This window comes from Microcoleus sp. D2_18a_B4 (assembly GCF_036702475.1).
Taxonomy (GTDB): domain Bacteria; phylum Cyanobacteriota; class Cyanobacteriia; order Cyanobacteriales; family Microcoleaceae; genus Microcoleus.
In genome coordinates this window covers 28,062-55,010 of the sequence record NZ_JAUBTL010000053.1, presented here as the reverse complement: position 1 = coordinate 55,010, position 26,949 = coordinate 28,062, and the positions used below count along the sequence as shown (strand labels likewise).

Annotated in this window: 21 protein-coding genes and 1 pseudogene; 12 read left to right on the top strand and 10 right to left on the bottom strand. The window is 46.7% G+C overall.

Annotated elements, in window-relative coordinates:
* The coding region (locus tag QUB04_RS25055) for a dihydrofolate reductase family protein (RefSeq protein WP_333288539.1) at positions 1 to 603 on the bottom strand (603 nt) is incomplete at its 3' end.
* A gap of 137 nt (positions 604 to 740) precedes the next feature.
* Here QUB04_RS25055 and QUB04_RS25050 point away from each other — a divergent pair.
* Entirely contained in the window at positions 741 to 869 is a 129-nt protein-coding gene (locus QUB04_RS25050; RefSeq protein ID WP_333288537.1) for a hypothetical protein, read from the top strand.
* A 10-nt stretch (positions 870 to 879) separates the two neighbouring features.
* On the opposite strand, the gene QUB04_RS25045 is transcribed toward QUB04_RS25050, so the two are convergent.
* The 4 genes and pseudogenes from QUB04_RS25045 to QUB04_RS25030 all read right to left on the bottom strand — a co-directional run bounded on the left by QUB04_RS25045 (position 880) and on the right by QUB04_RS25030 (position 5,300).
* A complete protein-coding gene (locus tag QUB04_RS25045) occupies positions 880 to 1,209 on the bottom strand; it encodes a XisI protein (RefSeq protein ID WP_333142984.1) in 330 nt (109 codons plus the stop codon).
* Positions 1,197 to 1,619 (bottom strand): annotated as a pseudogene (locus QUB04_RS25040) (element excision factor XisH family protein). Before QUB04_RS25040 ends, QUB04_RS25045 begins: the two are co-directional and overlap by 13 nt.
* A gap of 61 nt (positions 1,620 to 1,680) precedes the next feature.
* Positions 1,681 to 3,255 carry a WD40 repeat domain-containing protein gene (locus QUB04_RS25035; protein WP_333288536.1) on the bottom strand — a complete coding sequence of 525 codons (1,575 nt, stop codon included), beginning with the start codon at positions 3,253 to 3,255 and terminating at the stop codon, positions 1,681 to 1,683.
* Positions 3,252 to 5,300: an ATP-binding protein gene (locus QUB04_RS25030; RefSeq protein ID WP_333142986.1), complete on the bottom strand. Its 2,049-nt coding sequence runs from the start codon at positions 5,298 to 5,300 to the stop codon at positions 3,252 to 3,254. The genes QUB04_RS25035 and QUB04_RS25030 overlap by 4 nt, the downstream gene beginning before the upstream one ends.
* A gap of 660 nt (positions 5,301 to 5,960) precedes the next feature.
* On the opposite strand from QUB04_RS25030, the gene QUB04_RS25025 reads away from it, so the two are divergent.
* From QUB04_RS25025 to mdh, 4 genes are all read left to right on the top strand, one after another.
* Positions 5,961 to 6,341, top strand: coding sequence for a photosystem I reaction center subunit IV (locus tag QUB04_RS25025; protein ID WP_333053993.1), 381 nt, complete (start codon positions 5,961 to 5,963; stop codon positions 6,339 to 6,341).
* A 2-nt stretch (positions 6,342 to 6,343) separates the two neighbouring features.
* Positions 6,344 to 7,306, top strand: a complete 963-nt coding sequence (locus QUB04_RS25020) for a DNA-formamidopyrimidine glycosylase (RefSeq protein ID WP_333288534.1) — start codon at positions 6,344 to 6,346, stop codon at positions 7,304 to 7,306.
* Between the two features lie 187 nt (positions 7,307 to 7,493).
* Complete coding sequence (locus tag QUB04_RS25015; protein WP_015178120.1) at positions 7,494 to 7,709, top strand: NAD(P)H-quinone oxidoreductase subunit O; 216 nt, start codon at positions 7,494 to 7,496, stop codon at positions 7,707 to 7,709.
* A 123-nt stretch (positions 7,710 to 7,832) separates the two neighbouring features.
* Complete coding sequence (gene mdh, locus QUB04_RS25010; protein WP_333142988.1) at positions 7,833 to 8,786, top strand: malate dehydrogenase; 954 nt, start codon at positions 7,833 to 7,835, stop codon at positions 8,784 to 8,786.
* 128 nt (positions 8,787 to 8,914) lie between these two features.
* Here mdh and QUB04_RS25005 read toward each other — a convergent pair whose 3' ends face one another.
* Entirely contained in the window at positions 8,915 to 9,235 is a 321-nt protein-coding gene (locus QUB04_RS25005; RefSeq protein ID WP_333142989.1) for a hypothetical protein, read from the bottom strand.
* A gap of 1,078 nt (positions 9,236 to 10,313) precedes the next feature.
* On the opposite strand from QUB04_RS25005, the gene QUB04_RS25000 reads away from it, so the two are divergent.
* A complete protein-coding gene (locus QUB04_RS25000) occupies positions 10,314 to 14,873 on the top strand; it encodes a PAS domain S-box protein (RefSeq protein WP_333288532.1) in 4,560 nt (1,519 codons plus the stop codon).
* 135 nt (positions 14,874 to 15,008) lie between these two features.
* On the opposite strand, the gene QUB04_RS24995 is transcribed toward QUB04_RS25000, so the two are convergent.
* The 3 genes from QUB04_RS24995 to QUB04_RS24985 all read right to left on the bottom strand — a co-directional run bounded on the left by QUB04_RS24995 (position 15,009) and on the right by QUB04_RS24985 (position 19,784).
* The gene (locus QUB04_RS24995) at positions 15,009 to 15,212 is read right to left on the bottom strand and encodes a hypothetical protein (protein ID WP_333288530.1); all 204 of its coding nucleotides are present in this window, start codon (positions 15,210 to 15,212) and stop codon (positions 15,009 to 15,011) included.
* 22 nt (positions 15,213 to 15,234) lie between these two features.
* Positions 15,235 to 19,365 carry an EAL domain-containing protein gene (locus tag QUB04_RS24990; RefSeq protein WP_333288528.1) on the bottom strand — a complete coding sequence of 1,377 codons (4,131 nt, stop codon included), beginning with the start codon at positions 19,363 to 19,365 and terminating at the stop codon, positions 15,235 to 15,237.
* Between the two features lie 101 nt (positions 19,366 to 19,466).
* Positions 19,467 to 19,784, bottom strand: coding sequence for a hypothetical protein (locus tag QUB04_RS24985; RefSeq protein WP_333288526.1), 318 nt, complete (start codon positions 19,782 to 19,784; stop codon positions 19,467 to 19,469).
* Positions 19,785 to 19,937: 153 nt separating this feature from the next.
* Between QUB04_RS24985 and acnB the strand changes: the two genes are divergently transcribed.
* The 6 genes from acnB to QUB04_RS24955 all read left to right on the top strand — a co-directional run bounded on the left by acnB (position 19,938) and on the right by QUB04_RS24955 (position 25,771).
* Positions 19,938 to 22,553, top strand: a complete 2,616-nt coding sequence (gene acnB / locus QUB04_RS24980) for a bifunctional aconitate hydratase 2/2-methylisocitrate dehydratase (RefSeq protein WP_333288524.1) — start codon at positions 19,938 to 19,940, stop codon at positions 22,551 to 22,553.
* A gap of 70 nt (positions 22,554 to 22,623) precedes the next feature.
* On the top strand, positions 22,624 to 23,037 hold the full coding sequence (locus tag QUB04_RS24975) for a hypothetical protein (protein ID WP_333288522.1): 414 nt from the start codon (positions 22,624 to 22,626) through the stop codon (positions 23,035 to 23,037).
* On the top strand, positions 23,034 to 23,447 hold the full coding sequence (locus tag QUB04_RS24970) for a nucleic acid-binding protein (protein ID WP_333288520.1): 414 nt from the start codon (positions 23,034 to 23,036) through the stop codon (positions 23,445 to 23,447). The genes QUB04_RS24975 and QUB04_RS24970 overlap by 4 nt, the downstream gene beginning before the upstream one ends.
* Before the next feature lie 45 nt (positions 23,448 to 23,492).
* Positions 23,493 to 23,891 (top strand): IS200/IS605 family transposase, encoded by a 399-nt coding sequence (gene tnpA / locus QUB04_RS24965; RefSeq protein ID WP_333104972.1) that lies wholly within the window; start codon positions 23,493 to 23,495, stop codon positions 23,889 to 23,891.
* Positions 23,884 to 25,152, top strand: a complete 1,269-nt coding sequence (locus QUB04_RS24960; protein WP_333288518.1) for a transposase — start codon at positions 23,884 to 23,886, stop codon at positions 25,150 to 25,152. The genes tnpA and QUB04_RS24960 overlap by 8 nt, the downstream gene beginning before the upstream one ends.
* 238 nt (positions 25,153 to 25,390) lie before the next feature.
* Positions 25,391 to 25,771, top strand: a complete 381-nt coding sequence (locus QUB04_RS24955) for a cupin domain-containing protein (RefSeq protein ID WP_445251431.1) — start codon at positions 25,391 to 25,393, stop codon at positions 25,769 to 25,771.
* A 414-nt stretch (positions 25,772 to 26,185) separates the two neighbouring features.
* Here QUB04_RS24955 and QUB04_RS24950 read toward each other — a convergent pair whose 3' ends face one another.
* Positions 26,186 to 26,845 (bottom strand): pentapeptide repeat-containing protein, encoded by a 660-nt coding sequence (locus QUB04_RS24950; protein WP_333288516.1) that lies wholly within the window; start codon positions 26,843 to 26,845, stop codon positions 26,186 to 26,188.
* Between the last annotated feature and the right edge of the window lie 104 nt (positions 26,846 to 26,949).

Genomic DNA, 26,949 nt, shown 5'->3' with positions numbered 1-26,949 from the left:
GGAACGGGCATCTCTTGTGGAACGGGCATCTTGCCCGTTATTGAGAATGGTGCCAGATGTGCGATCGAACTTACTGTTCTCAATAAGGCTTTGATTAACAGGCAAGATGCCTGTTCCACAAGAAATTTCATCTCTTGTGGAACGGGCATCTCTTGTGGAACGGGCATCTTGCCCGTTATTGAGAATGGTGCCAGATGTGCGATCGAACTTACTGTCTTTCGTCGGAACAGGTGACGGCAATGCCGTTTCCCTACTGTCTTGCCCCGTCAGCAGCCACCGAGGCACCGGTTGCTGGAAAAATCGCAAGTTTGGGTCAAATTGGGGCGATCGCGAACACACTATTTGCACAGGTTGTGGGGGCTTCCCTTGCAGTTCCCTCTGTTTGACCAATTCCGGCGAAATTACTCTCATCGTCGTTCCATAAGCCTGTAAAGTGCCGTTGCCGAACAAAACGGCGTCACTTGCTGCTACTTGCTGTTCGAGGTGGGCTTTGTCGTTGGCAGAACCGAATCTCGCGGGCGATCGTACTGCATCGGCAATTTTACCGTCGGCACTGATCGCGAGTATTACTGTTGCGTAAGGTCGATCGATTTTATCTGTCATTAATTTATCAGTCCTGGACGCACCGGTGCTCAGAAACCGGGTTTTTTAGCAAAATCTTTCGTTGTCGCCCACATATCAGGTAAAAAACCCGGTTTCTTTGGGAAAAATGCGTGAGTCCTGTTTCTCAAATTTTCAACATGATAACGGCAAAAGAGGACGCGGCGGTGCCGTTTCCCTATCCCAAAAGTGCGATCGGCCGTTTGCCCAAAAGTGCGCGCGATCGTAGCTATCCCGTAGGGAATCGCCCGTTTACCAAAATTTGCTAAAAATCTCAAATCAATTGACTGCGTATTCTGTAAACTTTCGGGTAAAAGGCGACTTAAAAGCAAGTACGATATCGGTTTTTGGCACTCCGAATTCTACTAATTCTTGAGCAATTCCTGTATCTGTTCTATCCTGCTGAATCCAGATTTTATCATTTTTGAGTTCGATGTGAACTGAAATGCCGTAGACTCTCGATCCGTCGTTCCAGCCTGCGAGAATCACCAGGGAATTTCCGCTTTCTCGATCGCGAATAATTTTTACTTCTGTTCCTTCTCGTACCACCATGTCACAGAAGCTGTTGAGAATTTTTTCGATCGCTTCAGTATAGTTTAATCTCTCCATAGCACAAATTCCTCCAAATCGGGACGAAAAATAATTAGCTTGATATCGTATTCTTCTACTCGTCTTTGAATGAATCTCAATCTAAATAATTCCTCGTAGGTTTCTAAAGGAACTGCTAAATATACTATAAAATCTGGCATAATATCTCTCAATGCCGATCGACAGTTGAGAAATTGACCGAGAGCAGCATGAAATTGATAGAAGTCCGATCGGTCTTGAAAGCTCTTAACTTCCACAGCTATTTTGCGACCTTCTTTTTCTACAGTGATTAATTTTTATGCTGTCATATCGATAAACATGGCTAGACCTTCGTCATCGACTTGCACCCGAAAGTTTTCACGAATAACTATCGATCCATCTTTTTGTAAAGCAGCTTTGACAGTATCGTGAAAAATATCTTTAGCAGGCATTTAAAAACTCCATTGCTCTCATTCTCTATTTGAGAGCGCCCCTACAAACACAAAAATTCGATTATCGCCCGCCGCTAACTCCCTCCAATCGCAGGAAATGCACCCGACCTGACTTATCGCCCGCTACAACTATCACTCCATCAGGCGCAAAAGCACAGCAATTAAACTCAGTTTCTCCCCTGAAACTAGCAATTTCTTTACCTGTGAGCAAATCCCAGACTTTCAGGGTTTCATCCTTGGAAGCCGAAATCGCTGTTTTACCGTCGGGCGCGATCGCCACTGCACTTACCGCGTCACTATGACCCGTGAGAGTTTTCAGTTGTGAGCCTGTCTCGGTGTCCCAGATTTTCAGGGTTCGATCATCGGAAGCCGAAATCGCTGTTTTACCGTCGGGCGCGATCGCCACTGCTAGTACCGCGCTACTATGACCCGTGAGAGTTTTGAGTTCAGAGCCTGTCTCGGTGTCCCAGATTTGCAGGGTATCATCGGAAGCCGAAATCGCTGTTTTACCATCGGGTGCGATCGCCACTGCTGTTACCCCGGAACTATGACCCGTGAGAGTTTTCAGTTGTGAGCCTGTCTCGGTGTCCCAGATTTTCAGGGTTTGATCCCATGAAGCCGAAATCGCTGTTTTACCGTCGGGTGCGATCGCCACTGCTAGTACCGCGCTACTATGATCCGTGAGAGTTTTCAGTTCAGAGCCACTCTCGGTGTCCCAGATTTTCAGGGTTTGATCATCGGAAGCCGAAATCGCTGTTTTACCGTCTGGTGCGATCGCCACTGCTGTTACCCCGGAACTATGACCCGTGAGAGTTTTGAGTTCAGAGCCTGTCTCGGTGTCCCAGATTTTCAGGGTATCATCGGAAGCCGAAATCGCTGTTTTACCGTCTGGTGCGATCGCCACTGCTGTTACCCCGGAACTATGACCCATGAGAGTTTTCTGTTCAGAGCCACTCTCGGTGTCCCAGATTTTCAGGGTTGTATCCCATGAAGCCGAAATCGCTGTTTTACCGTCTGGTGCGATCGCCACTGCTGTTACCCTGGAACTATGACCCGTGAGAGTTTTCTGTTCAGAGCCACTCTCGGTGTCCCAGATTTTCAGGGTTTCATCCTTGGAAGCGGAAATCGCTGTTTTACCGTCTGGTGCGATCGCCACTGCTGTTACCCTGGAACTATGACCGGCAAGCGTCCGCAGCGCACCCTCATTTGCCCTTTCCAGATTAGGCTTCAAAGGCCACAGGCAGGAACTATTTCTCGACTGCTTAGCTTGTTTCACGACCCCCTGAATTTCAGGTGTTTCAAAATCCACCAACCGACTCCACAAATGCCCTGCAAGCTGCGTTTTATCCTTCTCCAAAACGTGCGCCGACTTGCGAATTGCCCCTTGAATCAATCTCAGAGTTTCACCTTGCCCATCCGACAGCAACACATCAGAAATTTTCGCCAAATCGTAATCATCAATTAGCGCTTGTACCCCCAACAATTCCAGTTTCATCTCAATAAAACCGAAATCCGTCAACCAAGCACAATAACGGTCAACCTTCCCCCGTTTCGCAAATCTCTTCGGTTGGTATTTCAACAGCAAATCTCGATCTTCCTGACACTGCTGCGCCAACCACACACCTAAATCGCTCATATCGGCGCTCCTCCTGCAAAGTTATCGCTAATATCATCGTTAATATCTTCCAGTGTTATACCCGCCGACTGCACAGTTTCATCTGCTTCGAGAAACTGCCGAAAACTGTTGTGATAGATAGTGTATCGAGTTTCCTTTCCTACTTTCTCCTGTCGCAAAAACGAATTCCATTTTCCGAGTACCTGCTGTACTTTCATAACATTATTTTCGCCGGCCGATTTAGCCAACCAGCGACCAGAAACTGGTTCCTCTGCTTGCGACAGAAAGTAGATAATTCTAACCTTCAATTCCAGCAGAAGATCGTCTTCCCTGCCCATCATCTGTCCCCAGTGTTTTTGATAATATTCCTGCAAGCCCGCTGGTAAATCATTTAAACTCACATCATTGTAAGTACCGCCTTCAATCTCATCGAGGATGTAGCGGAGGTAGATAAATTTCTTTTCGCTTTTCTGGGCTACCGCCGTCACAAACTCTTCCCGCTGCAAACTCTGACGCTCAATCCAATTCTGAATAGACTCGCTTTTCTCGGTACGTTTTGCCAGATAAGCCTTGACATCAGCAAAACTTTCGGCGCTGTACTCCATCAAATCAAAAACTTTGCGGTTTCCTGTCGGCATCGGCAGAAATTCCGGCCGCTTGGAGACAATAAAATAAACGTTATCCGGCAAATCATTGGGTAAATATAGAACATTGCTGCCGCTACTTTGCAAATTTAAATCGACTTCATCCAGCGCATCCACCACAAAAATTAACTTTTTTTCTCTGCTCGACTTAGCGCTAACTTCCCCCAACAACCTCCCTAGAAAATTGCCGTTTTCCAGCGCATTTTCCGGCAAATACGGGTACTTTTCTTTGAGGTTAAAGCCTTCTATTAACTGAGTGCAGGCATTTTCCAAAAAAGTTTTAGCGCTGATAATCCCATCCGATCGCGAATTGAAATGAGTAACGCAGCGTCGTTTCAGCATCTCCACGCATTTTGCCATAATTGCGCTTTTCCCGACACCAGGTTCCGCTTCTAAAACAAAATAGCCCTTCGGATTCTTATCCAAAAACTCATTAATTTTTTCAAACACAAATTTGCGGCCGGTAAAGTCTTTAATTCTGTCCTGAATAATCGTCTCGGACTTAAAAGAAATCGGCAAACTCGGCGCAGCAGGATCGATATATCTTTGCAGCAAGGCCCGCACCTGCGCCAAATCGGATCGGATCTCACTTTGCATAGATTCCAATTTTACCATCACTTGACAAATCTGCTGCTTAGTTGCTACCGCCTCCAACTTATCGATAATCTCCCGATTTTGCAGCTTCAAATCCTTGAGATCCGCCAAAGCAATTTGGTGCAGATTCAACAGCATCGCCGCAAACTTTTCTCCTCCCTTGGCTGCATCTTGTTTCAGCACTTCCCGGTACGCCTTCGGAAATGTTTCGTACAGTCTTTGCGCCACAAATTCCACGATTTCTGCATCAAAGGATTTCCCCTCACTGGCCGCGAATTCCCCGATGAATCTTGCCCAATCTTCCGGTGTCAATCCCGTAACTCGATCGAACTCCGCAGCATCCGCCGAAAAAATCAGAGTCAGTTGGTCTTCAGAAATATTTAAACCCCTTGACAAATCAACCCCTTCTGTGTTAATATTCAGCCAATATTCAGGAGTTTTTTCGGCTAATCGATCTAAATCCCTGGCAGACGAATTTTTACTAAGGGCGATCGCAATTAATTCATCTGACGAAGCAACATCTTTCAAAAGATAGGCGATCGCCTCACCCGCCGCCTCAATCAAATCGCGATTGTCAAGAATATTCGGATTTTTTCCCAACTTTTCGGCGATCAGATTTCCCAAGTCGTTAGCCGCCATATTCCCCGCTATACCGCCCGCGATCGTTGCTAATATCGAAATGCCCCCAACGGTTGGATTGGCCATCATACCCAATGCTGCTGTCACTCCCGGATTGGCGATCGCGCTGGCAATCATTGGCGCAACACCCATCACCGCACTCCATCCAAGAACCCTAACTTTAGTATTAGCTAAATCAACTAACGACATACTGTAAATATTCCCCGCGCTTTGCAATACTTTAGCGCGACAATATAATTAAATACAAGGTTAATTAATCTCACCTCTTGCACCATTCTTAGGAACAGGCAAGATGCCTGTTCCACAATGATTCTTAAGAACAGGCAAGATGCCTGTTCCACAAAAACTAAATTTTCTTGTGGGGTGGGCGTCTCGCCCGCCCCAAAATACAATCAGCCCGCCCCAAAATACAATCAGCCCGCCCCAAAATACAATCAGCCCGCCCCAAAATACAATCAGCCCGCCCCAAAAATACAATTGTATATTCAGTCGTCTTTAGACGACTTTAGCTATGAGACAGGGGTTTAAAACCCCTGGCGACCCCCGCAACAACCTAACGGGCCCGACAACCTCCTCACACCCCCGTAACAAACTCGCCACCCCACAACAATTTGTAAATTTTTTTATAGATCCGATCGCACAGCTTGTATTTAACGGATAATGTCTGTTTATTTATTTTGCAACCCCAGCGATCGCCCTAGCAAAGTATTTACTTTTCTTTACAAACAGCAGCTCAAAAAACGGCGCGACAGGTAAAAATTTCGTTGCAGACTTCAAATGCGTCGCGCGATCGACTAGAGTAAAAAAAATGGCTTTATCCGTTTATTCATCGCAAAGGAAACAAAGCTCATGGTTCAACGCGGTTCTACAGTTCGGATTCTCCGCAAAGAATCCTTCTGGTATCAAGAAGTGGGCACCGTTGCTACGGTAGACCAAAGCGGCATTAAATACCCAGTTATCGTTCGCTTTAACAGCGTAAATTATGCAGGCGTCAACACCAACAACTTCGCCCAAAGCGAATTAGTGGAAGTGTCAGCACCCAAAGCAAAAGCGAAAACAGGGACTCCAGTAGCTTCCGGCGGCAAACAAACCACGCTGGACGAGAAAACCCGGAAAACCGGCAGCGGAGGAGCCCCCCAGCAGCCGAAAACTTCGACGGACAGCAAACCGGGCGCCGAAGTGACCGGCAGCGTCGAAGGTTCGCCAAATCAAGGAACAGAACAACGCTAATTGTGCCAGAACTGCCAGAAGTTGAAACTATTTGCCGGGGATTGAATCAAGCAACCCTCGATCGAGAAATGTTGGGCGGGGACGTGTTGTTAAACAGCACGATCGCCCGCTCAATCTCTGCGACCGATTTTTTGACACAACTCAAAGGAAAGTCGATCGCCCGCTGGTACAGACGCGGCAAATATCTACTGGCAGAACTATCTCAATTCCCAGAAGGAGAAAGGGAAAGGGGGAGAGAGGGAGAGGGGGAGAGGGGGAGAGTGGGAGAATTTCTTGCCCAAACTCCAAACTCTTCCCGAACGCCTTCTTTCTCCCCCTCCCTTTTGCCTTCAAAAGCAGGCTGGTTGGGCGTTCACTTGCGGATGACGGGACAACTGCTGTGGGTGAACCGATCCGAACCCCTGCAAAAACACGCGCGAGTACGGCTGTTTTTTGAAGGAAACCAAGAATTGCGGTTTGTAGACCAGCGCACCTTCGGGCAAATGTGGTACGTGCCCGCAGAAACCGAGGTTTCGGGCACAGTCATCGGTTTGAAACTTTTAGGGCCAGAACCGTTTTCAGAGGAATTTACAACAGAATATTTGGCCCGCAAGCTGCAACGGCGGGCGCGACCCATAAAAACAGCTTTGCTAGACCAGGCACTGATAGCTGGTTTGGGCAATATTTACGCAGACGAAACTTTGTTTTTGTCGGGAGTGATGCCCACAACTCTGTGCGCGGATTTGACCGCAGAGCAAATTGGGCGCATCCATACAGCTATTATTCAAGTTTTACAGAAGGCGATCGCATCCGGTGGCACCACTTTTAGCAATTTTCTCAACGTCCAAGGTGTCAACGGCAACTACGGCGGCGTCGCTTGGGTGTACAATCGCGCCGGTCAACCCTGCCGCACTTGCTCGGCAACCATCGAACGTATAAAATTAGCAGGGCGATCGACTCATTTTTGCCCCATTTGTCAGACATAAAAAGCAGTCAATGGATTTTAGGCTTTAGATTTTAGATTTTAGATTTACCCCACGAATCGCACCCCTTTATTCCTTAGTCCGCGTAGGCGGACTTTGTTTGTTTAGTAGCGATTTCAATCGCCGAGTGACTTTGCAGCCAAATCTAGATTAAAATTTGTATAGTTTTTTAAACTAAACAAAGCAAGTTATGGCAATCAAGAAAGGCAGTATAGTTCGCGCTGTACGCGAAAAATTGGAAAACAGTCTAGAAGCCAAAGCCAGCGACCAGCGCTTTTCCTCCTATATATTTGAAACAAAGGGCGAAGTGATGGATGTTCGCGGCGACTATGCCTTCGTCAAATTTGGCAAAGTTCCCACCCCGAATATTTGGCTGCGGGTAGACCAACTCGAAGATTTTAAGTAACTCACCAAAACTCAACCTCACTGTTCTTAATGTAGCGAAGGGTGCACACCGCGCACCTTTCCCCAATTAAGCTGATTGCTAAAATCTAAAATCTAAAATCTAAAATCTAACATCTAAAATCAAATGAATTCTCCATCAACCCGCGTATCAATTATCGGTGCAGGCAAAGTCGGCAGCACCTTAGCCCAACGAATTGCCGAGAAAAATCTGGCAGATGTAGTATTGCTAGATATTGTGGAGGGTTGGCCGCAGGGCGTTGCTTTGGATTTGATGGAAGCTAGGGGAGTCGAACACCACGATCGCCAAATTGTCGGTACAAATGATTATACAGATACGGCAAACTCAAATATCATAGTAATTGCCGCCGGAGTGCCCCGCAAACCCGGTATCAATCGGGAAGATTTAATTAAAATCAATGCTGGAATTGTCACCGAAGCCACAAAACAGGCGATCGAGCATTCTCCAGAAGCAATCTTAATCACAGTCACAAATCCCCTAGATATCATGACTTATTTAGCGTGGGAAGCTGCAGATTTGCCCAAACACCGAGTCATGGGGATGGGGGGAGTTCTCGACTCCGCCCGCTTTCAAACTTTTATTGCAATGGAATTGGGCGTTTCAAATGCTCAAGTCAATGCCACTGTCATCGGTTCTCATGGCGATTTGATGGTTCCTTTGCCCCGCTATTCTACTGTCAACGGTATTCCCATCAATCAACTTATGGATGCTGGGGCGATCGATCGACTCGTACAGCGGACTCGCCACGGCGGCGCAGAAATTGTAGAATTGATGAAGACTGGTAGTGCTTATTTTGCACCCGCATCTGCTGTCTGTTTGATGGTAGAATCTATTTTATTTAATCAGTCGCGACTCTTGCCTTGCTGCGTTTATTTGCACGGCGAATACGGCGTGCAAGATATCTTTTTAGGAGCTCCCTGCCGCTTGGGATATCAGGGAGTGGAACAAATAGTGGAACTTGAACTCAGCGATACCGAAAGATCAGCCTTTATCAAGTCGGGCAAATTGGTTGCCCAAAATATTGAGGAAGCCAGGGCAATATTGAAAACGGCTTCTTAAGCTTGTAGCTGTTGGTTGAGCACAGCAGCCTGCTCGCCACTTCAATATAATAATTTATATTGAGTGTGACAGTGGGATAGCTCTTTCGGAAGTTGGCTTATCTGGTTTCAACCGCGCTTTGATAAATATCATTGATCGTGGTTGTTATGCTGTATTTCAAACGCCGAAAAATTGGTAGCAAGAAACCGATATATAAACATAAAATTTACTCTCAAAAACTTGCTAAAAACGCAAAAACTGGCAAAAGTAGTTGAACTTGGTTTGCGCGACAATACCATCAGAGTTTCTCTAGAAATTAAAGCCAAAATCTGCCATCTTCTTTTTACTACTATACCAACCGCATAAGCAGTCGGTTTTGGATTATCTCTCACTCGCGATCGGATTGCCCAACAACAAGGTGGCACTTTAAAGGTAGGAAGTGAAATGCGAGTTTCTACGGAATTTATCATTACTTCGCCCAAACTTTAATCCTCGCGATCGCCATTTCTATTGATCCAGCTTGAAATACCTTTACTTTCGCCAAAAATGTGATACCCTAAATATTTGTATTATCTAAAACTTTTACACTTCTCAAAAATGGCAAAAATCGGGCAAAAATTCTCCGCGCGTGCGAAGCTATCTCGAACGCGCGTGCCTTCGGTGAAGGGTAGGCAATAGCCCTTGAGTTGAGTCCATTTAACCATAGCCTGCAACTACCTCAACTGTTTGACCGAAAACTAACCTCTGATTCGGGGAATTTTAATCAGTTGAAAAGATTCAATCCCTCGCATGAAATAACGAGAAGGCAAGGAAAAATATCTAAAATTTCGGCTGACCCTAAAGATTGTAAAAAATCTAATTTAGGAGAGATAAATCGAGCATTACTTAAAACTCTAGAAAAGGCGATCGCCTCAATTTAAACAAATTTTAATAGATGCGATCCCAACAGGATATGCGATCGCCAAAACAAGGAAACCATTGAGGGAGTTTGGGGTAATAATAAAAAGGTGACAATTGCAACCGAAGGCGAGCCCAAAAAATGTCAAAATTAGTCAGAGACGCTCATCCCGATCTCGCAATGGAACCGGGTTTCTTGTTCCCACTTTCCGACATTCCCTGACCTAATTACGTTAATAAACCCGGTTTATGTGTAAGTTTTGTTAGCATTATTCTCAATAATTGAGAATAAAAGAAGTAGCAAATTCTGCCAATTTTTCAGTAAATATACGGGAGCTAAAATGGTCGATTGACCTCCAAATCTCGAAAAAATACGGAAATGCAGCGTAAGTAGCTGCTAAGTGCTAGCAGAAGGAGGAGAATAAGCTGTTACACATTTAAACCAATAACGATAGAGGTAGGGTGCGTCAGCTAGAACAGTGGCGGGATATGGGAAATACTTATGTACGCTCCGCACCCTACTATCCTCTTTTAAATGCCCAACAGCTTATGTTCTTTGCCTTTTTGAGTTACCAGGCTCAACTTGCAGAGCGCTATTGAGATGCCATCAACCTCGATAACAAACCGCAAAATAACTAAAGAAAAAGCATTATGTTTCAGGAATACCTGTATCACGAAGTAATCAACCTGCGCGAGAAACTAGCTCACCTAGAAAGAGAAACGCAGTCTCAAACCTGGTTCAAAAAGCTGCAAGCGCTGATGGGAGTTATTAGCAAAATTCGTGAATCCCTAGACTTAGAAACAATATTCAAAATCACAGCCACCGAAGTTCGGCAACTCCTAAATGCCGATCGAGTCGCCGTCTACCGCTTCTTTCCCGAATCCCAATTGAACGAGGGCGAAGTAGTGTCCGAAGACGTACTGCCCCAATACAGCCCATCTTTGGGAACCAAAATCCGCGACTACTGCTTCGGCGAACAATTTGCAGCCAAATACACCAAAGGATACGTTCAAGCAGTCACGGACATCTACAAAGCCCGCTTGAGCCCTTGTCACCTCAAAATCCTTAAGCGGTTTCAAATCCGAGCCAACTTAGTCGTACCGCTGCTGCAAGGGAAACATTTGTGGGGATTGCTGTGCATTCACTCCTGCGGTCAACCCCGCCAGTGGCAAGAAGACGAAATCGAATTTGCCAGACAAGTAGGCGACCATTTAGCAGTTGCCATCTACCAAGCCGAACTGCACTTGCAAACCCAGAGGCAAATAGCAGAAATCGAATCCGCCCAGCAGAAACTCCGCGACAGCGAGCAAAAATATCACCAAATTCTCGATTCGATCGCCGATATGGTATTAGTCAAAGGCCCCCAATCGAAAATCGTCTGGGCAAATCAAGCATTCCGCGATTATTACGGCATGACTCAAGAGGAACTTCAAGACATCGTAGACGCGCCTTTCGCCGATCCCGACAATACTCTCCAGTACGTCAGAGATGACGGCTTCGTATTTGACACCGGACAAACTCTGCAAATTTCTGAAGAACCGGTGACGCGGCACGACTCAGAAGTGCGGCTGTTCAGCACCGTCAAAACACCCATCCGCAGCGCAGACGGCCAAATCGTCATGACTGTCGGCGTCTCCCGCGACATGACGGAACGCAAAGAAGCAGAAGAAGCCGTTAAAGCCAGCGAAACAAAATACCGCAGCCTGGTAGAAACCTCCCAAGACATGATTTGGTCGGTCGATGCTTCAGGACGCTATACCTTCGTCAACCCAGCAGTTAAGTACATCTACGGTTACGAACCAGAAGAAATGATCGGTAGGCCATTCTCCGACTTTGCGACACCAGAACAAAGCCAGAAAGATTTAGAAGCTTTCGCCCGCCTGTTTGCGGGAGAATCAATTTTCCAGTACGAAAGCACTCAAATCGCCAAAGACGGCAGCATGAAACATTTGATGTTTAACGCGATCGCCCTCTACGACGAAACCGGAAACTTCCTCGGCACCACCGGTACAGCCACCGACATTACCGATCGCAAGCGAGCAGAAGCAGCCTTACAACACGCCAACGCAGAACTAGAGCGCAGAGTAGAAGCACGCACGGCCGAACTGCGCCAGACTTTTGCCGCCCTCAGTGCCAGTGAAGCCCGGTTCAGGACGATCGCGGCCACCATCCCCGGAGCTCTGTTCCAATTTTGCAGCAGCCAGGGAGTGTGGAGAGTTGACTACATGAGCGATCGCATCGAAGATATCACCGGCATCACAGCAGGAGAAATGATGCGAGACATTACCTGCTTCATTTCCCGCATCCACCCCGAAGACTTGGAAAGCCACAGGGCTTCCGTCAACGAAGCCGTAGAAAACCTATCCCCCTGGCACTACGAAGGGCGGTTAGTCAAGCCCGACGGTGAGATTCGCTGGTGGCAGGGCGACTCCATGCCCACCCGCAGCGAGAACGGCGAAATCGTATTTTGTGGCGTATTGTTCGACATTACCGATCGCAAAGTTGCCGAAACCGCCATCCGCGACAGCCAGCGGCAGCTCAAAGAAGCCCAGAGGCTCGCCCACGTCGGCAATTGGGAACTCGACGCCGCCACCGGAACCATCACTTGGTCGGAAGAACTTTTCCGCATCTTCGGGCTCGAACCGGCCGAAAGTGCGCCCAACCTAGCCCAACAGGTCGCTCTGATCCATCCAGAAGATTTGGAATTGTGGCAGACTCAAGTGCAGCGGGGACTCGAAGCGGGCATCCCCTTCGATTTTGACTTGCGCCTTTACCGTCCCGACGGCACTCTGCGGCATCTCAACGCCCTGGGCAAAGCCGAAACCGATGCCAGTGGCAAGGTGGTAAAAATGTTCGGTACGGCGCTCGACATTACCGATCGCAAAGTCGCCGAAGCAGCCCTGCGACAAGCAGCCGCCGAGTTAGAAGACCGAGTGAGCGATCGCACGGCCGAACTGTCCGAAGCAGTCACGCAATTAGAACAAGAAATTGGCGATCGAAAACTTGCAGAAGCAGCCCTGCAAGTTTCCGAGCAAAACCTGCGGACAATCTTTAACAATGTCTACGATGCTATCTTCATTCACGACTTAGAAGGCAACATTCTCGATGTCAATAATCGGATGTTAGAAATGTACGGAGTGAGCCAGGAACAAGCAACAAAATTATCATTTAAAAACGACTATTCAAGTGGCGACAATCCCATTGAACAAATGGAAGAACTTTGGGAAAGAGTATTAGCAGGCGAAACAGGTCGCGTGGAATGGAAAGCGAGGCGTCCCAACGACGGTTCAACCTTTGATGCAGAAATTGCCCTGTCCAGAATTCATCTCAACGGGAATCTCAGCGTCATTGCCAACGTCCGAGATATTAGCGATCGCAAACAGGCAGAAGCAGAACTGCAACACGCTCAAAATTTTATGGAATCCGTACTCAAAACCATACCCGTCGCAGTATTTGGCAAAGAAGCAGAAGAGTTGCGATTTGTACTGTGGAATCCAGTCGCCGAAGAGGTAATGGGTTTCCCCGCTGCTGAAGTTATGGGCAAAAATGATTACGACTTTTTCCCCAGAGAACAAGCCGACTTTTTCACCACCAAAGACCGGGAAGTGCTCGCCAGCGGGCAAATTTTAGACATTCCCGAAGAAGTGATTCAAACAAAAGAAGGCGAGAATCGCATATTTCATACCAAGAAAACCGCAATTCTCGATCGAGAAGGCAATCCCCAATATTTATTAGCAGTTACTGAAGACATTACTGAGCGCAAGCGGGGAGAAATTGCTTTGAAGCAATCGGAAGCCCGACTCAGACAGCAGGCCGAACGAGAAAAATTGCTCAACAACCTCACTACTCAAATCCGCAATTCCCTCGACTTCGACAGCATCGTTACAGTCGCAGTTAAGGAAATTCGCGCTTTCCTGCAGATCGATCGTTGCAATTTTGCCTGGTATCGCGACGACGGAGAGGAGCCTTTCTGGGAAATTATTAAAGAATCTCGCCTTCGGGAACTTCCCGATTTAACAGGTAGCTATCAAGCTTCCGACTTCGGTCCTGTGGGAGAAAAAGTATTGCAGATGGAAATGCTGCGGGTGGATGATGTCGAAACAGTCGCAGATCCTGTTTGGAAACAAATCGTTCGATCGATGGGCTACCAATCTGTATTAATCATTCCCATGCAGGCACTTTCTGGGGTAATAAGTGCAGTTAGCTGCTGCTCCTGCTGTTCTGTACGACCCTGGAGCGACAGCGAAGTAGAATTGTTGCAATCGATTACAGTTCAATTGGCGATCGCCCTCAACCAAGCCGATCTTTACGCCCAAACTCGCAATAAAGCTCTCGAATTAGAACAAACATTACAGAAATTAACTAGCACTCAATCACAGTTAATTCAAAATGAAAAAATGTCAAGTCTCGGTCAACTTGTGGCAGGAGTCGCCCACGAAATCAACAACCCAGTTAACTTTATTTACGGCAACCTCACCCACGCCAACGACTATACCCAAGACTTGCTACACCTGATCGAACTTTACCAAAATCACTATCCCGATCCAGTCCCGGAAATTCAAGAAGAAGTAGACCATATTGAACTAGACTTTCTGATGGAAGACTTGCCAAAGTTGCTTTCTTCAATGAAAGTCGGTGCAGACAGAATTCAACAAATTGTTGCTTCTCTCCGCACATTTTCCCGCATGGACGAAGCGGAAATGAAAGCAGTCAACATCCACGACGGCATAGATAGCACCCTGATGATTTTGCAGCACCGGCTCAAAGCTAAACACAATCATCCAGAAATTGAGGTGATTAAAGAATACGCTCAACTGCCCTTAGTAGAATGTTATGCCGGACAGTTAAATCAAGTATTTATGAACATCTTGAGCAATGCTTTGGATGCTTTGGAAGAACGGGATCTGCGCCGTTCCGCTGAGGAAATGCGGGAACAGCCCAGCAACATCCGCATCCGCACTGAAATATCGCCAGCGGGCAAAGTAATCATTCGGATTGCTGACAACGGGCCGGGAATACCGGAGACTGTCGGCACTCGTCTTTTTGACCCGTTTTTTACCACTAAACCTGTGGGTAAAGGCACTGGGATGGGCTTGTCAATTAGCTATCAAATTGTTACAGACAGACACAACGGGTCGCTGAAATGCACTTCTTCGCCCGGACAGGGTACAGAATTGGCGATCGAGATTCCCCTCAAAGCTAATTGTTAATAGGGAATTGGTAAGTTGTAATTGGCAATTGGCAATTGCGAAAGCGTTACTGTGCGTCAGTTTCATAATTTTCAACCATATCAAATCCGGTAGCATCGTCCTGATATAGCAACCGCGAAGACGGTTAGGACGTTGTTAATGGCTGAAACGATTGATTTTATTGCTTCTTCCTTCTTCCTTCTTCCTTCTTCCTTCTTCCTTCTTCCTTCTTCCTTCTTCCTTTGCTAACAGATTTGATATCATCACCAAAAATCTAATTTTGATGCACAATTTATTCCCTGGTGCATCAGTTTTGAGATTGTGAGTTGGTAGCAAAAATGTCTTCAGGATGTGACGCACTATTTACCAATCTCTACCTCACTCAGTCTCTAATTTCTATATTACCGAGATTTATCAGGATTTCTGTCACGGCAGAACTATCCAAAGGTTTAGAAAACCAATATCCCTGAGCTAATTCGCAGTCTAGTTCTCGAAGCTGTGATAACTGTTCGGCTGTCTCTACACCTTCGGCGATCGCATTTAATCCCAAATTGTGAGCCAAAGTTACGATCGCCCGCACAATCTGCAAAGGCTGACCCCCGTCGTCACCATTTTCCACAGCCCCCAAGCGACTTACAAAAGATCGATCGATCTTCAGTGTATCCAGCGGAAAACGGTGCAAGTAACTTAAAGACGAGTAGCCAGTACCGAAATCGTCGATCGACAATCGAATATTTCTACCTTTTAATTCGGCTAGCACAATATTGGCTTTCTTGACATTTTCTACGATCGCGCTTTCAGTAATCTCCAATTTTAAACAGCTCGGATTGCAGCCCGTTTCTGCTAAAATTTCATCAATTTCATCGATTAAATTCGGGAAACCTAACTGTTTAGGAGAGAGATTGACGCTCATTGTTAATTGCGAAGGAGCAATAATTGGTAATTTAAAATTCGGAATGGGTACCTGGGAAGTTGTACTTAACGTAGCCGAACTATTGGTAATTGGGAATTGGGAATTGGTAATAGATGAGTGGAAATCGCTAATCGGGAATTGGTAACTGGGAATTGGTAATTTTTTACCGATTATTTCTTCCCTGTGACCAATACTGGGGCTACGCTCAGTAAAAGTTGCGTGTTCCTCATTCCCTGTATCTGTTACATCAGTTAAATCCCCTACATTGCCCGTTGCCCTCTTCCCTGTTGTTACCCTGAGCGAAGTCGAAGCGCCTTCTTGCTTCTTGTTACCCTGAGCGACTTGCCCTGAGTGCAGCCGAAGGGAGTCGAAGGGCCTCGTTCCGACTTCCATTGGACTTCTTCTCTGTTCCTCTGTTAACATTTCTTGCCAAATCCGCAATTGCTGACAAGCTTCCCGCAACACCCAGGCTCCCAGAGGCACGATCAAACCTGTTTCTTCAGCTACAGGGATAAAAGTAGACGGCGGAACTAGACCCCGAACTGGGTGGTGCCAGCGCACCAAGGCCTCAAAACCTTCGAGCGCACCGCTGGCGAGCGAAACAATCGGTTGGTAGTGCACAATAAAGTGCGAACGTTGATCCTTGCTCTCTCCTAATTCCTCCTTGCCCAAAATAGCCAACCGCAGGTCAGTTTCTAACTGCAACAGCGACATTGTTTGGTCGTGCATCGCCAAATTAAACACTTCGTGGCGGGCCTTACCCAAAGCTTTAGCGCGGTACATAGCGATGTCAGCATCGCGTAGGAATTCTTCCGGGTGAGTGTACGAATTCGATTCGCCACTGTCGGTGGCTTCGCCTCGACTGAAAACAATGCCAATGCTAGCGGTGGTAAATACTTCGTGTCCTTCGAGATGAAACGGCTTCGTCAGTTCTGTTTGTATCTTTTTAGCTGCGAGGGTGGCGTCGCTGAGGCTCTGAATGTGGTCTAGCAGGATGGTGAATTCGTCTCCCCCCAGCCGGGCGACGGTATCAGAAACCCGGACGCAGGTTTGCAGTCGCTGCGCGAGGGCAATTAGCAGTTTGTCTCCTAAAACGTGTCCTAAAGAATCATTAACTACTTTGAAGCGGTCTAAATCTAGGAAAAGTAAACCAAATTTGTAATCGGGGGACTGATTGGATCGCCGGATGGCTTGTCCTAGCCTGTCTAGGAACAAAACGCGGTTGGGCAAACCTGTCAGCGCATCGTGAAAAGCGCCGTGCAGCAGTTCCCGTTCTACTCGCTTGCGCTCGGTGACATCTCGGATAATAATCTGGGCGGCCGTCGAGCCTTGATAAGTAGCGGGGATGCCGGCCATTTCAACGTCTATTATTTGTCCGTCAAGCCGCATCAGTTTTTGTTCGGCAAGGTCGAGCGGCTGATTTTCTGTCTCGACTAGCCGGATGCGCTCTCTGGCTGTTTCCACATAGTTTGGATGGACGAAATGCAATACGGGAAAGCCGATGAGCGCTTCGGGAGAACTCGCACCGAGGAGTTTCGCGCCTGCAGCATTGATGTAGGCGATTTTCCCTTGACTGTGAACGGCGATCGCTTCGGGAGATAGTTCTACTAAACGGCGATAGCGTTCTTCACTTTCTTTGAGAGATACTATCAACTCGCATCGCTCTTTTTCAGCCTGCTGGCGTTCGACTTCCATTTGGTGAACCGCCAGAATTTTGCCAATACTTTGAGCCATCAATTCTATAATTTCTATTTCCTCGTACTTGAATTTTCTTTTCTTTATTTCCGGCGAACTAAAACTCAACGTGCCGTAAGTTTTATTGTTAACAAATATCGGCGTTCCGATGTAAGATTCCGACTTGCAGTTCTGATAAGCAGGATGTTCGCGCATCTCAATATCTGCTCCTATATGAGAATACGCAACAGTTTTGTTAAGTTTAATGACTGCGGCGCAGTAAGTATCGCCGAGGTTCAATTCTAAGCCTCGCACGAAGTATTCTAAATCGCTTTTCGCTGCTCGAACAATAAAAGTCTCGTTGTCAACTTCAGCCATGATGCCCATAGAAAGTCCAAACATCAAACAGCCTGCTGTTAGATAATCGTCAACCAGTTCTTCAAAGTTTTGATAATGATAAGTTGTAATCCGGTGCAAGTGTTTAAGATTAGCGCTAAAAGCTGCTAAAGCTTGAGAATTTAAAAATAATTCTTCTTCCGATCGCTGGCGGTCGGTAATGTCTGTTTGTACTCCAATAAAGTGGGTTAAGTGTCGCCGCGAGTTGTAAACCGGAGCGATCGACAGTTCGTGCCAAAAAGGCGTGCCGTCTTTCCGAAAGTTGCGTAATATAACTTGAGATTCTCTGCCTTCTTCAATCGCAATTCGCAATTGTTGGGCAGCGGGGCCGTCAGTTTCTGTGCCCTGCAAAAATCGGCAATTTTTGCCCATTAACTCGTCTCTGCTATAACCAGTAATCCGCTCAAAACTCGGATTGACATAAATAATCGGATTATCTGCAACAGTCGCGTCGGTGATTGCAATGCCGTTGCTGCAACTTTCGATCGCCCGTTCCATCATTTGCAAACGCTCTTGCGATCGAATCCGCTCGATCGCCGCAGCTAACACGTTGGCGATCGCTTCTACAAAATAAACGTCATCTTGAGTGAAAACCCGCCCTTGGCAGGTATGAACCCCCAAAATGCCCCATGCCTGCGAGGAGGAACTGTTGGCTGGTTCTGCTTGTCCCCAGTTGCTCAAGAGCCCCCGATTGCCGGGAATAATTACAGTGACGCCGCTGACAGCCCGGTGGTTGTGCAGCAGCGGCAACTCGCTAAAGCGCGTTTCTACCCGCAAATCTTCGACGATAGTCGGTTCACCCACTAGCAATGTGTAACCTGCTTGCGATCGAGCAGAAGCGGCAACAGTAGCGCTGCCGACGAGGCCGGGCTGCCAGCCAACCCCCGCTCGCAGCATAAAAGCATGACCAGAGGGCAACAGTTCTAACACCTGGCAATAATCAACGTCCAGGGTTTGAGCAATTAAAACCGCAGCTTTGTCCATCAGTGCGGACAAATCTGTTTCGGCCAGGGCCTGCTGCCCCAAGTAAGCGACGGCCGCTTGCTGGCGAGCCCGCGAGTGGATTGACGTGAGCAATTCCTGCTCCTTGGCGGCCGCTCGCTTCCGATCCGTAATGTCGCTGAACACCGACAGAACAGCTTTCCCCGACACCAATGTCAGATACCGCATCGATACACTTGCCCAAAACAGTGTGCCGTCAGCTTTTTTAAGCCGGACTTCTGTCTCGCGGACGTGTCCGTTGCGGGCGAGCCGCAACAGCAATTCCTGGCGATCTGCAGGTTTGTGGTAGAGGATTTCGGCTTTTTGGCGGTCGATCGACTTGAATCCTGTGAACCCGAAAGCCTGACGGCATAAATCGTTACTATAAAGAATTGTGCCGTCCCCCAGACTGCTGACGATCAGGGGTATTGGCATCGAGTTGGCGATCGTCAGCAGTAATTCTTTGGTTCCTTGGATCTCTTTGTACAAGTCTGGCTTGGATGCCCAGCCCTGACAGTCTTCAGAGTTTTCAGGGATAAAACTTTCCATTGTTTAATCGATCCATTAGCAGGACAACTTTTTTAAACTTGTGGTAAATGACGATTTCAGATGCAGAGCATTGGTAACAACTGAAGACTTAATTTCATTTGTCAATCAGTAATATTACTCAAAAAAACTGCTTTTCTAGGAGTAGAAAATTCGCGATTTTGGAGTGGGTGGGCATAAATATGGCGCTCGGCATGATTCCTCGATCGCGCCGATCTGAGTTTTGTAGCCAAAATCCGAGTAAATTCTGAGCATAAGTGCTCAGTGACAAGTGCTTCCCTAGCTTTAGTTGTCAGGGATAGATGCTCTTGACGATCGACAGTAGCCCACAACACATTAATCTTAACCACAACAATGCAACTGAAGGCATCTAAACTGCTCGGCTGGGGTTGGATATCCTGCACTCCCGGTGGATAACACATCTGTCTTTGGTATGGCAATCTACTGTTTTTAAAGTTGCGTTAAGTTTTTATGTATAGCGAGGTACTTTACCCAATGTGCAGCGGAAGCTCCTAATCTAAAAAGTAAAGTCACCTACACACAACCACCGAATACTATCCGAGGAGAGAGGAGAAATGCTTGAATCTTACCGCCGTACCGCAGCCGTTCGGGCCGCTTTGGGAATTCCACCGCTGCCGCTAGACGCCCAGCAAACGTCGGAACTGTGTGAACTGCTGAAAAATCCGCCGGCACAAGAAGAAGAAACCTTAATAGAATTATTGCGCGATCGCGTCCCCCCAGGCGTAGACAGCGCCGCCTACGTCAAAGCTGGTTTTTTAACTGGCATTGCTAAAGGCGAAATCCACAGCCCCCTAATTGCTCCCAAATGGGCAGTTTACCTGCTGGGGACAATGATGGGCGGTTACAACGTCCAATCTTTAATCGATTTGCTCAATCCTACTGCCGAAATTGCCATTCCCGCCACCGCCGCCCGGGCACTGAGCAAAACGTTGTTAGTATTCGACGCTTTCCACGATATTCTGACTTTATCCGATACCAATCCCTACGCCAAGCAGGTAGTCGATTCTTGGGCGGATGCCGAGTGGTTTACCAGCCGCCCCCAACTGCCGGAAGTCATTACCGTTACAGTCTTCAAAGTTCCAGGAGAAACCAATACTGACGACTTGTCCCCCGCACCTCATGCTACCACGCGGCCGGACATTCCCCTACACGCTTTGGCGATGCTAGAAAGTAAGATGCCAGGAGGTTTGCAAACCATTGCAGACTTGAAGCAAAAAGGTCATCCCGTAGCCTATGTTGGTGATGTTGTCGGTACCGGTTCGTCGCGGAAATCGGCGATTAATTCCGTGCTCTGGCACATTGGCAATGATATTCCGTTTGTGCCGAACAAGCGCAGTGGCGGTTATATTTTAGGAAGTGCGATCGCCCCGATATTCTTCAATACCGCTGAAGATTCCGGCGCATTGCCGATCGAATGTGATGTCTCCAAAATGGAAACAGGAATGGTAATTACCATCCATCCATACAAAGGCGAAATCACCAACGAAGCCGGGGAAATCATCTCCACATTCACCCTCAAACCCGACACCATTTTAGACGAAGTTCGCGCCGGCGGCCGAATTCCACTATTAATCGGACGCACTTTAACCGACAAAACCCGCGCAGCTTTGGGACTAGAACCTAGCACTATTTTTACCCGCCCTACCATCCCAGTAGATACGGGCAAAGGCTTCACTTTAGCACAAAAAATGGTAGGCAAAGCTTGCGGTTTGTCCGGCGTTCGTCCCGGTACATCTTGCGAACCAGTCATGACAACAGTCGGCTCGCAAGATACCACCGGGCCGATGACGCGAGACGAATTGAAAGAACTTGCTTGTTTGGGATTTAGCGCCGATTTGGTGATTCAAAGTTTCTGTCACACCGCCGCTTATCCAAAACCAGTTGATGTCAAAACTCACCATGAATTGCCCGATTTCATGGCAGAGCGCGCCGGTATAGCTTTGCGCCCCGGAGACGGCATTATTCACTCTTGGCTGAATCGGATGTTATTGCCAGATACAGTGGGAACTGGCGGCGATTCTCACACTCGTTTTCCTTTGGGAATTTCCTTTCCTGCTGGTTCGGGATTGGTGGCATTTGCTGCCGCTTTGGGCGTCATGCCTTTGGATATGCCGGAATCAGTTTTAGTACGGTTCAAAGGTGAATTGCAGCCCGGAGTAACGCTGCGGGATGTTGTGAATGCAATTCCCTATGTGGCGATTCAAAAAGGTTTGCTAACCGTCGAGAAACAGAACAAGAAAAACATCTTTTCTGGGCGGATTATGGAGATTGAAGGTTTGCCCGATTTGAAGGTCGAGCAGGCTTTTGAATTGACCGATGCGACGGCCGAGCGTTCTTGCGCTGGATGCACCATTAAATTGAGCGTAGAGACTGTTTCCGAGTACATTCGTTCCAATGTCGCGCTGCTGAAAAACATGGTGGCGCGGGGCTATCAAGATGCGCGGACGATGATGCGCCGGGTGGCGAAGATGGAGGAATGGCTGGCAAATCCGGTGCTGCTGGAGGCGGATGCTGATGCGGAGTACGTTGAAATCATCGAAATCGATCTCAACGAGATTAAAGAGCCAATTGTGGCTGCTCCCAATGACCCGGATAATGTTAAGTTGTTGAGTGAGGTTGCGGGCGATCGGGTTGACGAAGTATTTGTCGGTTCTTGTATGACAAATATCGGTCACTACCGCGCCACTGCGAAGGTATTGGAAGGTGCAGGGGAAGTTAAAACTCGCCTGTGGATTTGTCCACCAACCCGCATGGACGAACAGCAACTCAAAGAAGAAGGTTACTACAGCATTTTTGGAGCCGCTGGAGCCCGTACAGAAATGCCCGGATGCAGTCTTTGTATGGGCAATCAAGCGCGGGTTAAAGATGCGACCACCGTGTTTTCAACTTCTACTCGCAACTTTAACAACCGCATGGGCAAAGATGCTCAAGTTTATCTCGGTTCGGCGGAATTGGCGGCCGTTTGTTCGCTGTTAGGTCGCATTCCTACAGTCCAAGAATACAACGACATTGTGTCGAAGAGAATCGATCCTTTTGCTGGTGATTTGTATCGGTATTTGAATTTCGATCAAATTGCTGGTTTTGAGGATGAAGGCCGAGTGATTGCTTTGGAAGATATGCCTCGCATTGAGGATATTTTGGGGATTCCCGATGGTGTATTGAGCAAGTAAAAAGTGGGGCGGGCAATTGCCCGCCCTTTGTTTATAATATGAGTAAATGAGAGAAAGGAAAAAAGTAATTATGTCCGAACAAGTTTTAAGCAGCGAAAGCCAAGGGACAGTAGAATCAGCGCCCGAAACTCCTACGGTGGAAGACAAAGAAAGCGATCGCCCCTTAAGCCAGCAGATCGCGGAATTTCTCCGCGTAATTCAGCAAACTCCCAGAGAATATTGGCCAAACTTACTTCAGATGATGCGCTTATTTCTGGAAACGGTGACAGTAAAGCCCGTATGGGCCGAGCCTCCCCAGACATCTGAGAAAATAGACATTACTAAACTGTCGCTGGAGGAACGGATACAAAGAAATAAAGGTGCAATTGAATTAATCAATTCATGGATTGAGGAGGGAGATGAACAAGAACAAACAGAAACCGCTGAATATCTCCGTAAAGCTTTAGATGAAGACCGCCTTTCTAATCGGCCATTATTCCCATGAGTAGAGTAATAATTCTCGACTCTGACCCATTAGGAATGGTAACAAACCCTAAAGCATCCTCTGCTGAAATTCAAGAGTGCAAAGTTTGGCTAAACTCTTTAATGCGGAGGGGCGAAATAATAATTCTGCCTGAAATTGCTGACTACGAAGTGCGACGGGAGTTGATCCGCGCAGGTAAATTAGCAGGTATTCAACGGCTTGATGAATTGAAATTACAACTTACATACCGTCCTTTGACTACAGAGGTAATGCTTTTAGCCGCTCAGTTGTGGGCTGATTCGAGAAGGAGAGGAAGACCAACAGCCGAACCTAATGCACTTGACCGAAGAACGAGACGCAAGCCCCTGGCTTTAGACACGGGGATAAGTCGGCAGCGGTTTCAACCGCCTCCAGCATTTAACAAATCTTAATGCAAAATTAGTGTAGTATGCAGGTTCGTGCTGTATAACTATAATATGAGCGTTAATTACAAATCAAACAAAAATGTTGTTTACTCGTGTAAATACCATATTGTGTGGTGTCCGAAATATCGCCGAAAGGTTTTAATTGAGGGTGTCGATACCCGATTAAAGGAAATACTGTTAGAGGTTGCGACCGAGTTTAACAGTGAATTAATCGAGATGGAAGTAATGCCAGATCACGTTCACCTTTTGATCGAGTGCGATCCTCAGTTTGGGATTGCCAAGCTGATTCGGTACATGAAGGGGCGTTCTTCTCGATATCTTCGCCAAGAATTTCCTTGGCTAAAAAGTCGATTGCCAACTCTATGGACGAATAGCTACTTTATTGCAACTGTTGGCGGTGCGCCAATTTCAGTAATTAAGCAGTACATTGAGAATCAGAAAAATGTCTAGTTATGGATGCCAGCAAAATCTAATCAGTCCAAGTCGAGAGCTAAGAAGCGTACTGGAATTTGTATGCGAAGAGTCGAACAAGTTAGCTAACTGCGGGACTTACTATTCTCGGCAGTTATATTTTAAAACCGGGAGAATTCCTAGCAAGTATGACTTACACAAGTTGTTCAAGGATAATCTTCACTTTAAAGCACTATATTCCCATGTTGCTCAACAAACGTTGACCAGCGTTGCGGAATCTTTTAAGTCGTACATTGGGCTGTTAAAAGGAATCAAGGGTGGTACGGTAACGCAACATCCTAAACTACCAAAATACCGCAAAAACAGCTTAAAACTTGTAACCTTCCCAAAGGCAGACGTAAAGCTAAAGAATGGACAATTGAGATTCCCGTTGGGAAGTAAGGTCAAACTCTGGTTTGGAATTGGTGAATTTTATTTGCCAATGCCATCTAACCTAGACTACAAGGCAATTAGAGAGATTCGCATTTTACCAAGAAATAAACAATTTTATGTCGAGTTTGTCTACCAACTTCAGTCAACAGCAGTTGAGCTGGATGTTAGTAAGGCTCTGGGTATCGATCCAGGATTGAATAATTGGTTAACTTGCGTTTCCAATGTAGGAACAAGTTTTATCGTAGATGGACGGCATCTAAAATCATTAAACCAATGGTATAACAAGCGGGTTGCGTCGCTCAAAGAGCATAGACCTCAAGGCTTTTGGTCTAAGCGATTGGCAAAAATCACGGAAAAACGAAACAGACAAACGAGAGATGCTGTTAACAAAGCAGCTAGATTAGTATTGAATCATTGCCTAGAAAACCAAATAGGTACAATTGTTTTTGGCTGGAACAAGGGAATGCGCCAAGAAATAAGTCTTGGTAACAAAACCAATCAAAATTTTGTGCAAATTCCTACCGCTCGATTGAAGGACAGGATTTCCCAGCTTTGTGAACAATATGGTATCCAGTTCATTGAAACTGAAGAGAGCTATACAAGTAAGGCGAGTTTTTTAGATTCGGATGAACTACCTAAGTTCGGTGAAAAAACTGAAGGGTGGAAAGAATCAGGAAAGCGCATCAATCGCGGACTGTATCGCTCAAAAGACGGAAGCAAAATTAACGCAGATTGTAATGCTGCTGGAAATATTTTGCGAAAAGTAGCGACAACTTTAGGGTTATGCCTTAAAAGAGTCAGTAGAGGCGCTTTGATTTCGCCTTTGAAAGTTCGTATTTGGACTCTTCAAGAATCCCCGTCCCTTTAGGGCTGGGGAGTATCAAGGGGATGTGATTTTGGCGGCTCAAGCAATATTGGAGGCAAGTGAAGGCAATGATGTGGTAATTGCTACAACAAATGTGGGGCATTTGTCGCAATTTGTTGATGCTCGCCAGTGGCGACTAATTCAGTAATCTTTAAATCGATCGCACTTACGCACTTAGCCAATCCCTGCTATACTTTCAAATACAGATATTTTTACAGACACCGTTAGCGAGATAAACAGGATGGTGGAAACAGTGGACACAATCGAAAAAATTGACGATCGTACACAAACCCGCTACTGGGGTCAAGTTACAGTCATAGACGCGGGCGATCGTTATAAGATCAATCGCATTGAAGTCAAGCCGGGGCATCACATCAGCACCCAAATGCACTATCACCGCAGCGAGCACTGGGTTGTCGTCTCCGGTACCGCTAAAGTTATCTGCGACGACAAAGAGACGATTCTCATGCAGAAACAGTCAACCTACGTTCCCATGAATACTGCTCACCGCGTAGAAAATCCCGGCGTTATTCCCCTGGTGATGATTGAAATCCAAAATGGTGAATACCTCGGCGATGATGACATTATCCGCTTCGCCCAAGATGCTCACGAGCAAGATTGATCCTAGAGCCCCAAATATGAAGCAATCGCAGACACCGGGGAAAAGCTTCACGCACCGAACAATCACCGAAAGCATCCAGGATACAAGCCCCCGGATTCATCTCGCGCAAGTCAATGCTTCAATTCTTTAATCTAAAATCTAAAATCTAAAATCTATTGACCTACGCAGCGACAGGAAACCAGATAATATCATGTCCGCTCGATTGACCATAATATCCCGGCCGGGCGGGTTTTTGAGATTGTCAATTATTGGCAGATATTGTTAGTGAACCCGCCCCTACCTGATGAAGGGTAATCGACCGGACATGATATAAATCCTACAATTAAAACTGTAGGGGCAATTTCAGAATTGCCCCTACCTTATTATATTAACTTTGTTAAGCACCAGAATTTGATATAGCAATTGGCGATCGTCCTACGGCAAAGAAGCGTTTTTCAAATCTACATTTGCCATATTGGCATTCTTTAAATTAGCACCTGTCAAGTCCGAACCGTTCAAATTTGCACCGTTCAAATTTGCATTGGTCAAATTTGCATCCCGCAAGTTGACTCCCTGTACGTCTATTCCCGACAAACTGCCACCTCTTAGGCTGATATTAGATAAATTCGCTAAAGACTGGCGAGCATTTCTCAAGTTTGCACCCGCCAAATTGGCGCTTTCTAAATTAGCGCCGATTAAATTAGCGCTGGTGAGGTTAGTATTTTTCAAACTCGCAATCACTAAACCAGCCAAACTCAGATTAGCGCGGCTCAAATCAGCACCCTCCAAATTAGCCCCGTGCATTTTAGCCGCAATTAAACTCGCACCTTGCAATTTAGCTTGTTTCAGATTTGCTTCATTCAGTTTGGCTTCGTTCAAATTTGCACCGTTCAAATTTGCACCGCTGAGATTCGCACCGCTCAAATCTGCGCCAGTTAAATCGATACCAGCAAGCTGTGCTCCTGTCAAGTCGCATTGGCTACATTTTTTAGTTTCTAATAATTGCTTGACGTGTGATACGTTTTCTGCCTTTACTCCCGATGCACAACCGATCGCAATCAGCAGCCCTGTTGTTGTTAAAATTCCAAGTTTCATATACCCACCCTCAGCAAAATCTCTCTCTTAATAATATCCCACATTATTAAGGAGGGTGGGGTGATCGGTCTCTTTGATAAACTGTGACAATCATCACCCTGTTG

Excerpts from the sequence above, each read along its gene's own strand:
- QUB04_RS25050 (WP_333288537.1), top strand. The coding sequence starts at position 741 with ATGATAACGGCAAAAGAGGACGCGGCGGTGCCGTTTCCCTATCCCAAA.
- QUB04_RS24990 (WP_333288528.1), bottom strand. The coding sequence starts at position 19,365 with ATGGAAAGTTTTATCCCTGAAAACTCTGAAGACTGTCAGGGCTGGGCA.
- tnpA (WP_333104972.1), top strand. The coding sequence starts at position 23,493 with ATGAGCGTTAATTACAAATCAAACAAAAATGTTGTTTACTCGTGTAAA.
- QUB04_RS24970 (WP_333288520.1), top strand. The coding sequence starts at position 23,034 with ATGAGTAGAGTAATAATTCTCGACTCTGACCCATTAGGAATGGTAACA.
- QUB04_RS24960 (WP_333288518.1), top strand. The coding sequence starts at position 23,884 with ATGTCTAGTTATGGATGCCAGCAAAATCTAATCAGTCCAAGTCGAGAG.
- QUB04_RS24975 (WP_333288522.1), top strand. The coding sequence starts at position 22,624 with ATGTCCGAACAAGTTTTAAGCAGCGAAAGCCAAGGGACAGTAGAATCA.
- QUB04_RS25045 (WP_333142984.1), bottom strand. The coding sequence starts at position 1,209 with ATGGAGAGATTAAACTATACTGAAGCGATCGAAAAAATTCTCAACAGC.
- QUB04_RS25030 (WP_333142986.1), bottom strand. The coding sequence starts at position 5,300 with ATGTCGTTAGTTGATTTAGCTAATACTAAAGTTAGGGTTCTTGGATGG.
- QUB04_RS25025 (WP_333053993.1), top strand. The coding sequence starts at position 5,961 with ATGGTTCAACGCGGTTCTACAGTTCGGATTCTCCGCAAAGAATCCTTC.
- QUB04_RS24955 (WP_445251431.1), top strand. The coding sequence starts at position 25,391 with ATGGTGGAAACAGTGGACACAATCGAAAAAATTGACGATCGTACACAA.
- QUB04_RS25035 (WP_333288536.1), bottom strand. The coding sequence starts at position 3,255 with ATGAGCGATTTAGGTGTGTGGTTGGCGCAGCAGTGTCAGGAAGATCGA.
- QUB04_RS25015 (WP_015178120.1), top strand. The coding sequence starts at position 7,494 with ATGGCAATCAAGAAAGGCAGTATAGTTCGCGCTGTACGCGAAAAATTG.
- mdh (WP_333142988.1), top strand. The coding sequence starts at position 7,833 with ATGAATTCTCCATCAACCCGCGTATCAATTATCGGTGCAGGCAAAGTC.
- QUB04_RS25005 (WP_333142989.1), bottom strand. The coding sequence starts at position 9,235 with ATGATAAATTCCGTAGAAACTCGCATTTCACTTCCTACCTTTAAAGTG.
- QUB04_RS25000 (WP_333288532.1), top strand. The coding sequence starts at position 10,314 with ATGTTTCAGGAATACCTGTATCACGAAGTAATCAACCTGCGCGAGAAA.
- QUB04_RS24985 (WP_333288526.1), bottom strand. The coding sequence starts at position 19,784 with ATGTGTTATCCACCGGGAGTGCAGGATATCCAACCCCAGCCGAGCAGT.
- acnB (WP_333288524.1), top strand. The coding sequence starts at position 19,938 with ATGCTTGAATCTTACCGCCGTACCGCAGCCGTTCGGGCCGCTTTGGGA.
- QUB04_RS24950 (WP_333288516.1), bottom strand. The coding sequence starts at position 26,845 with ATGAAACTTGGAATTTTAACAACAACAGGGCTGCTGATTGCGATCGGT.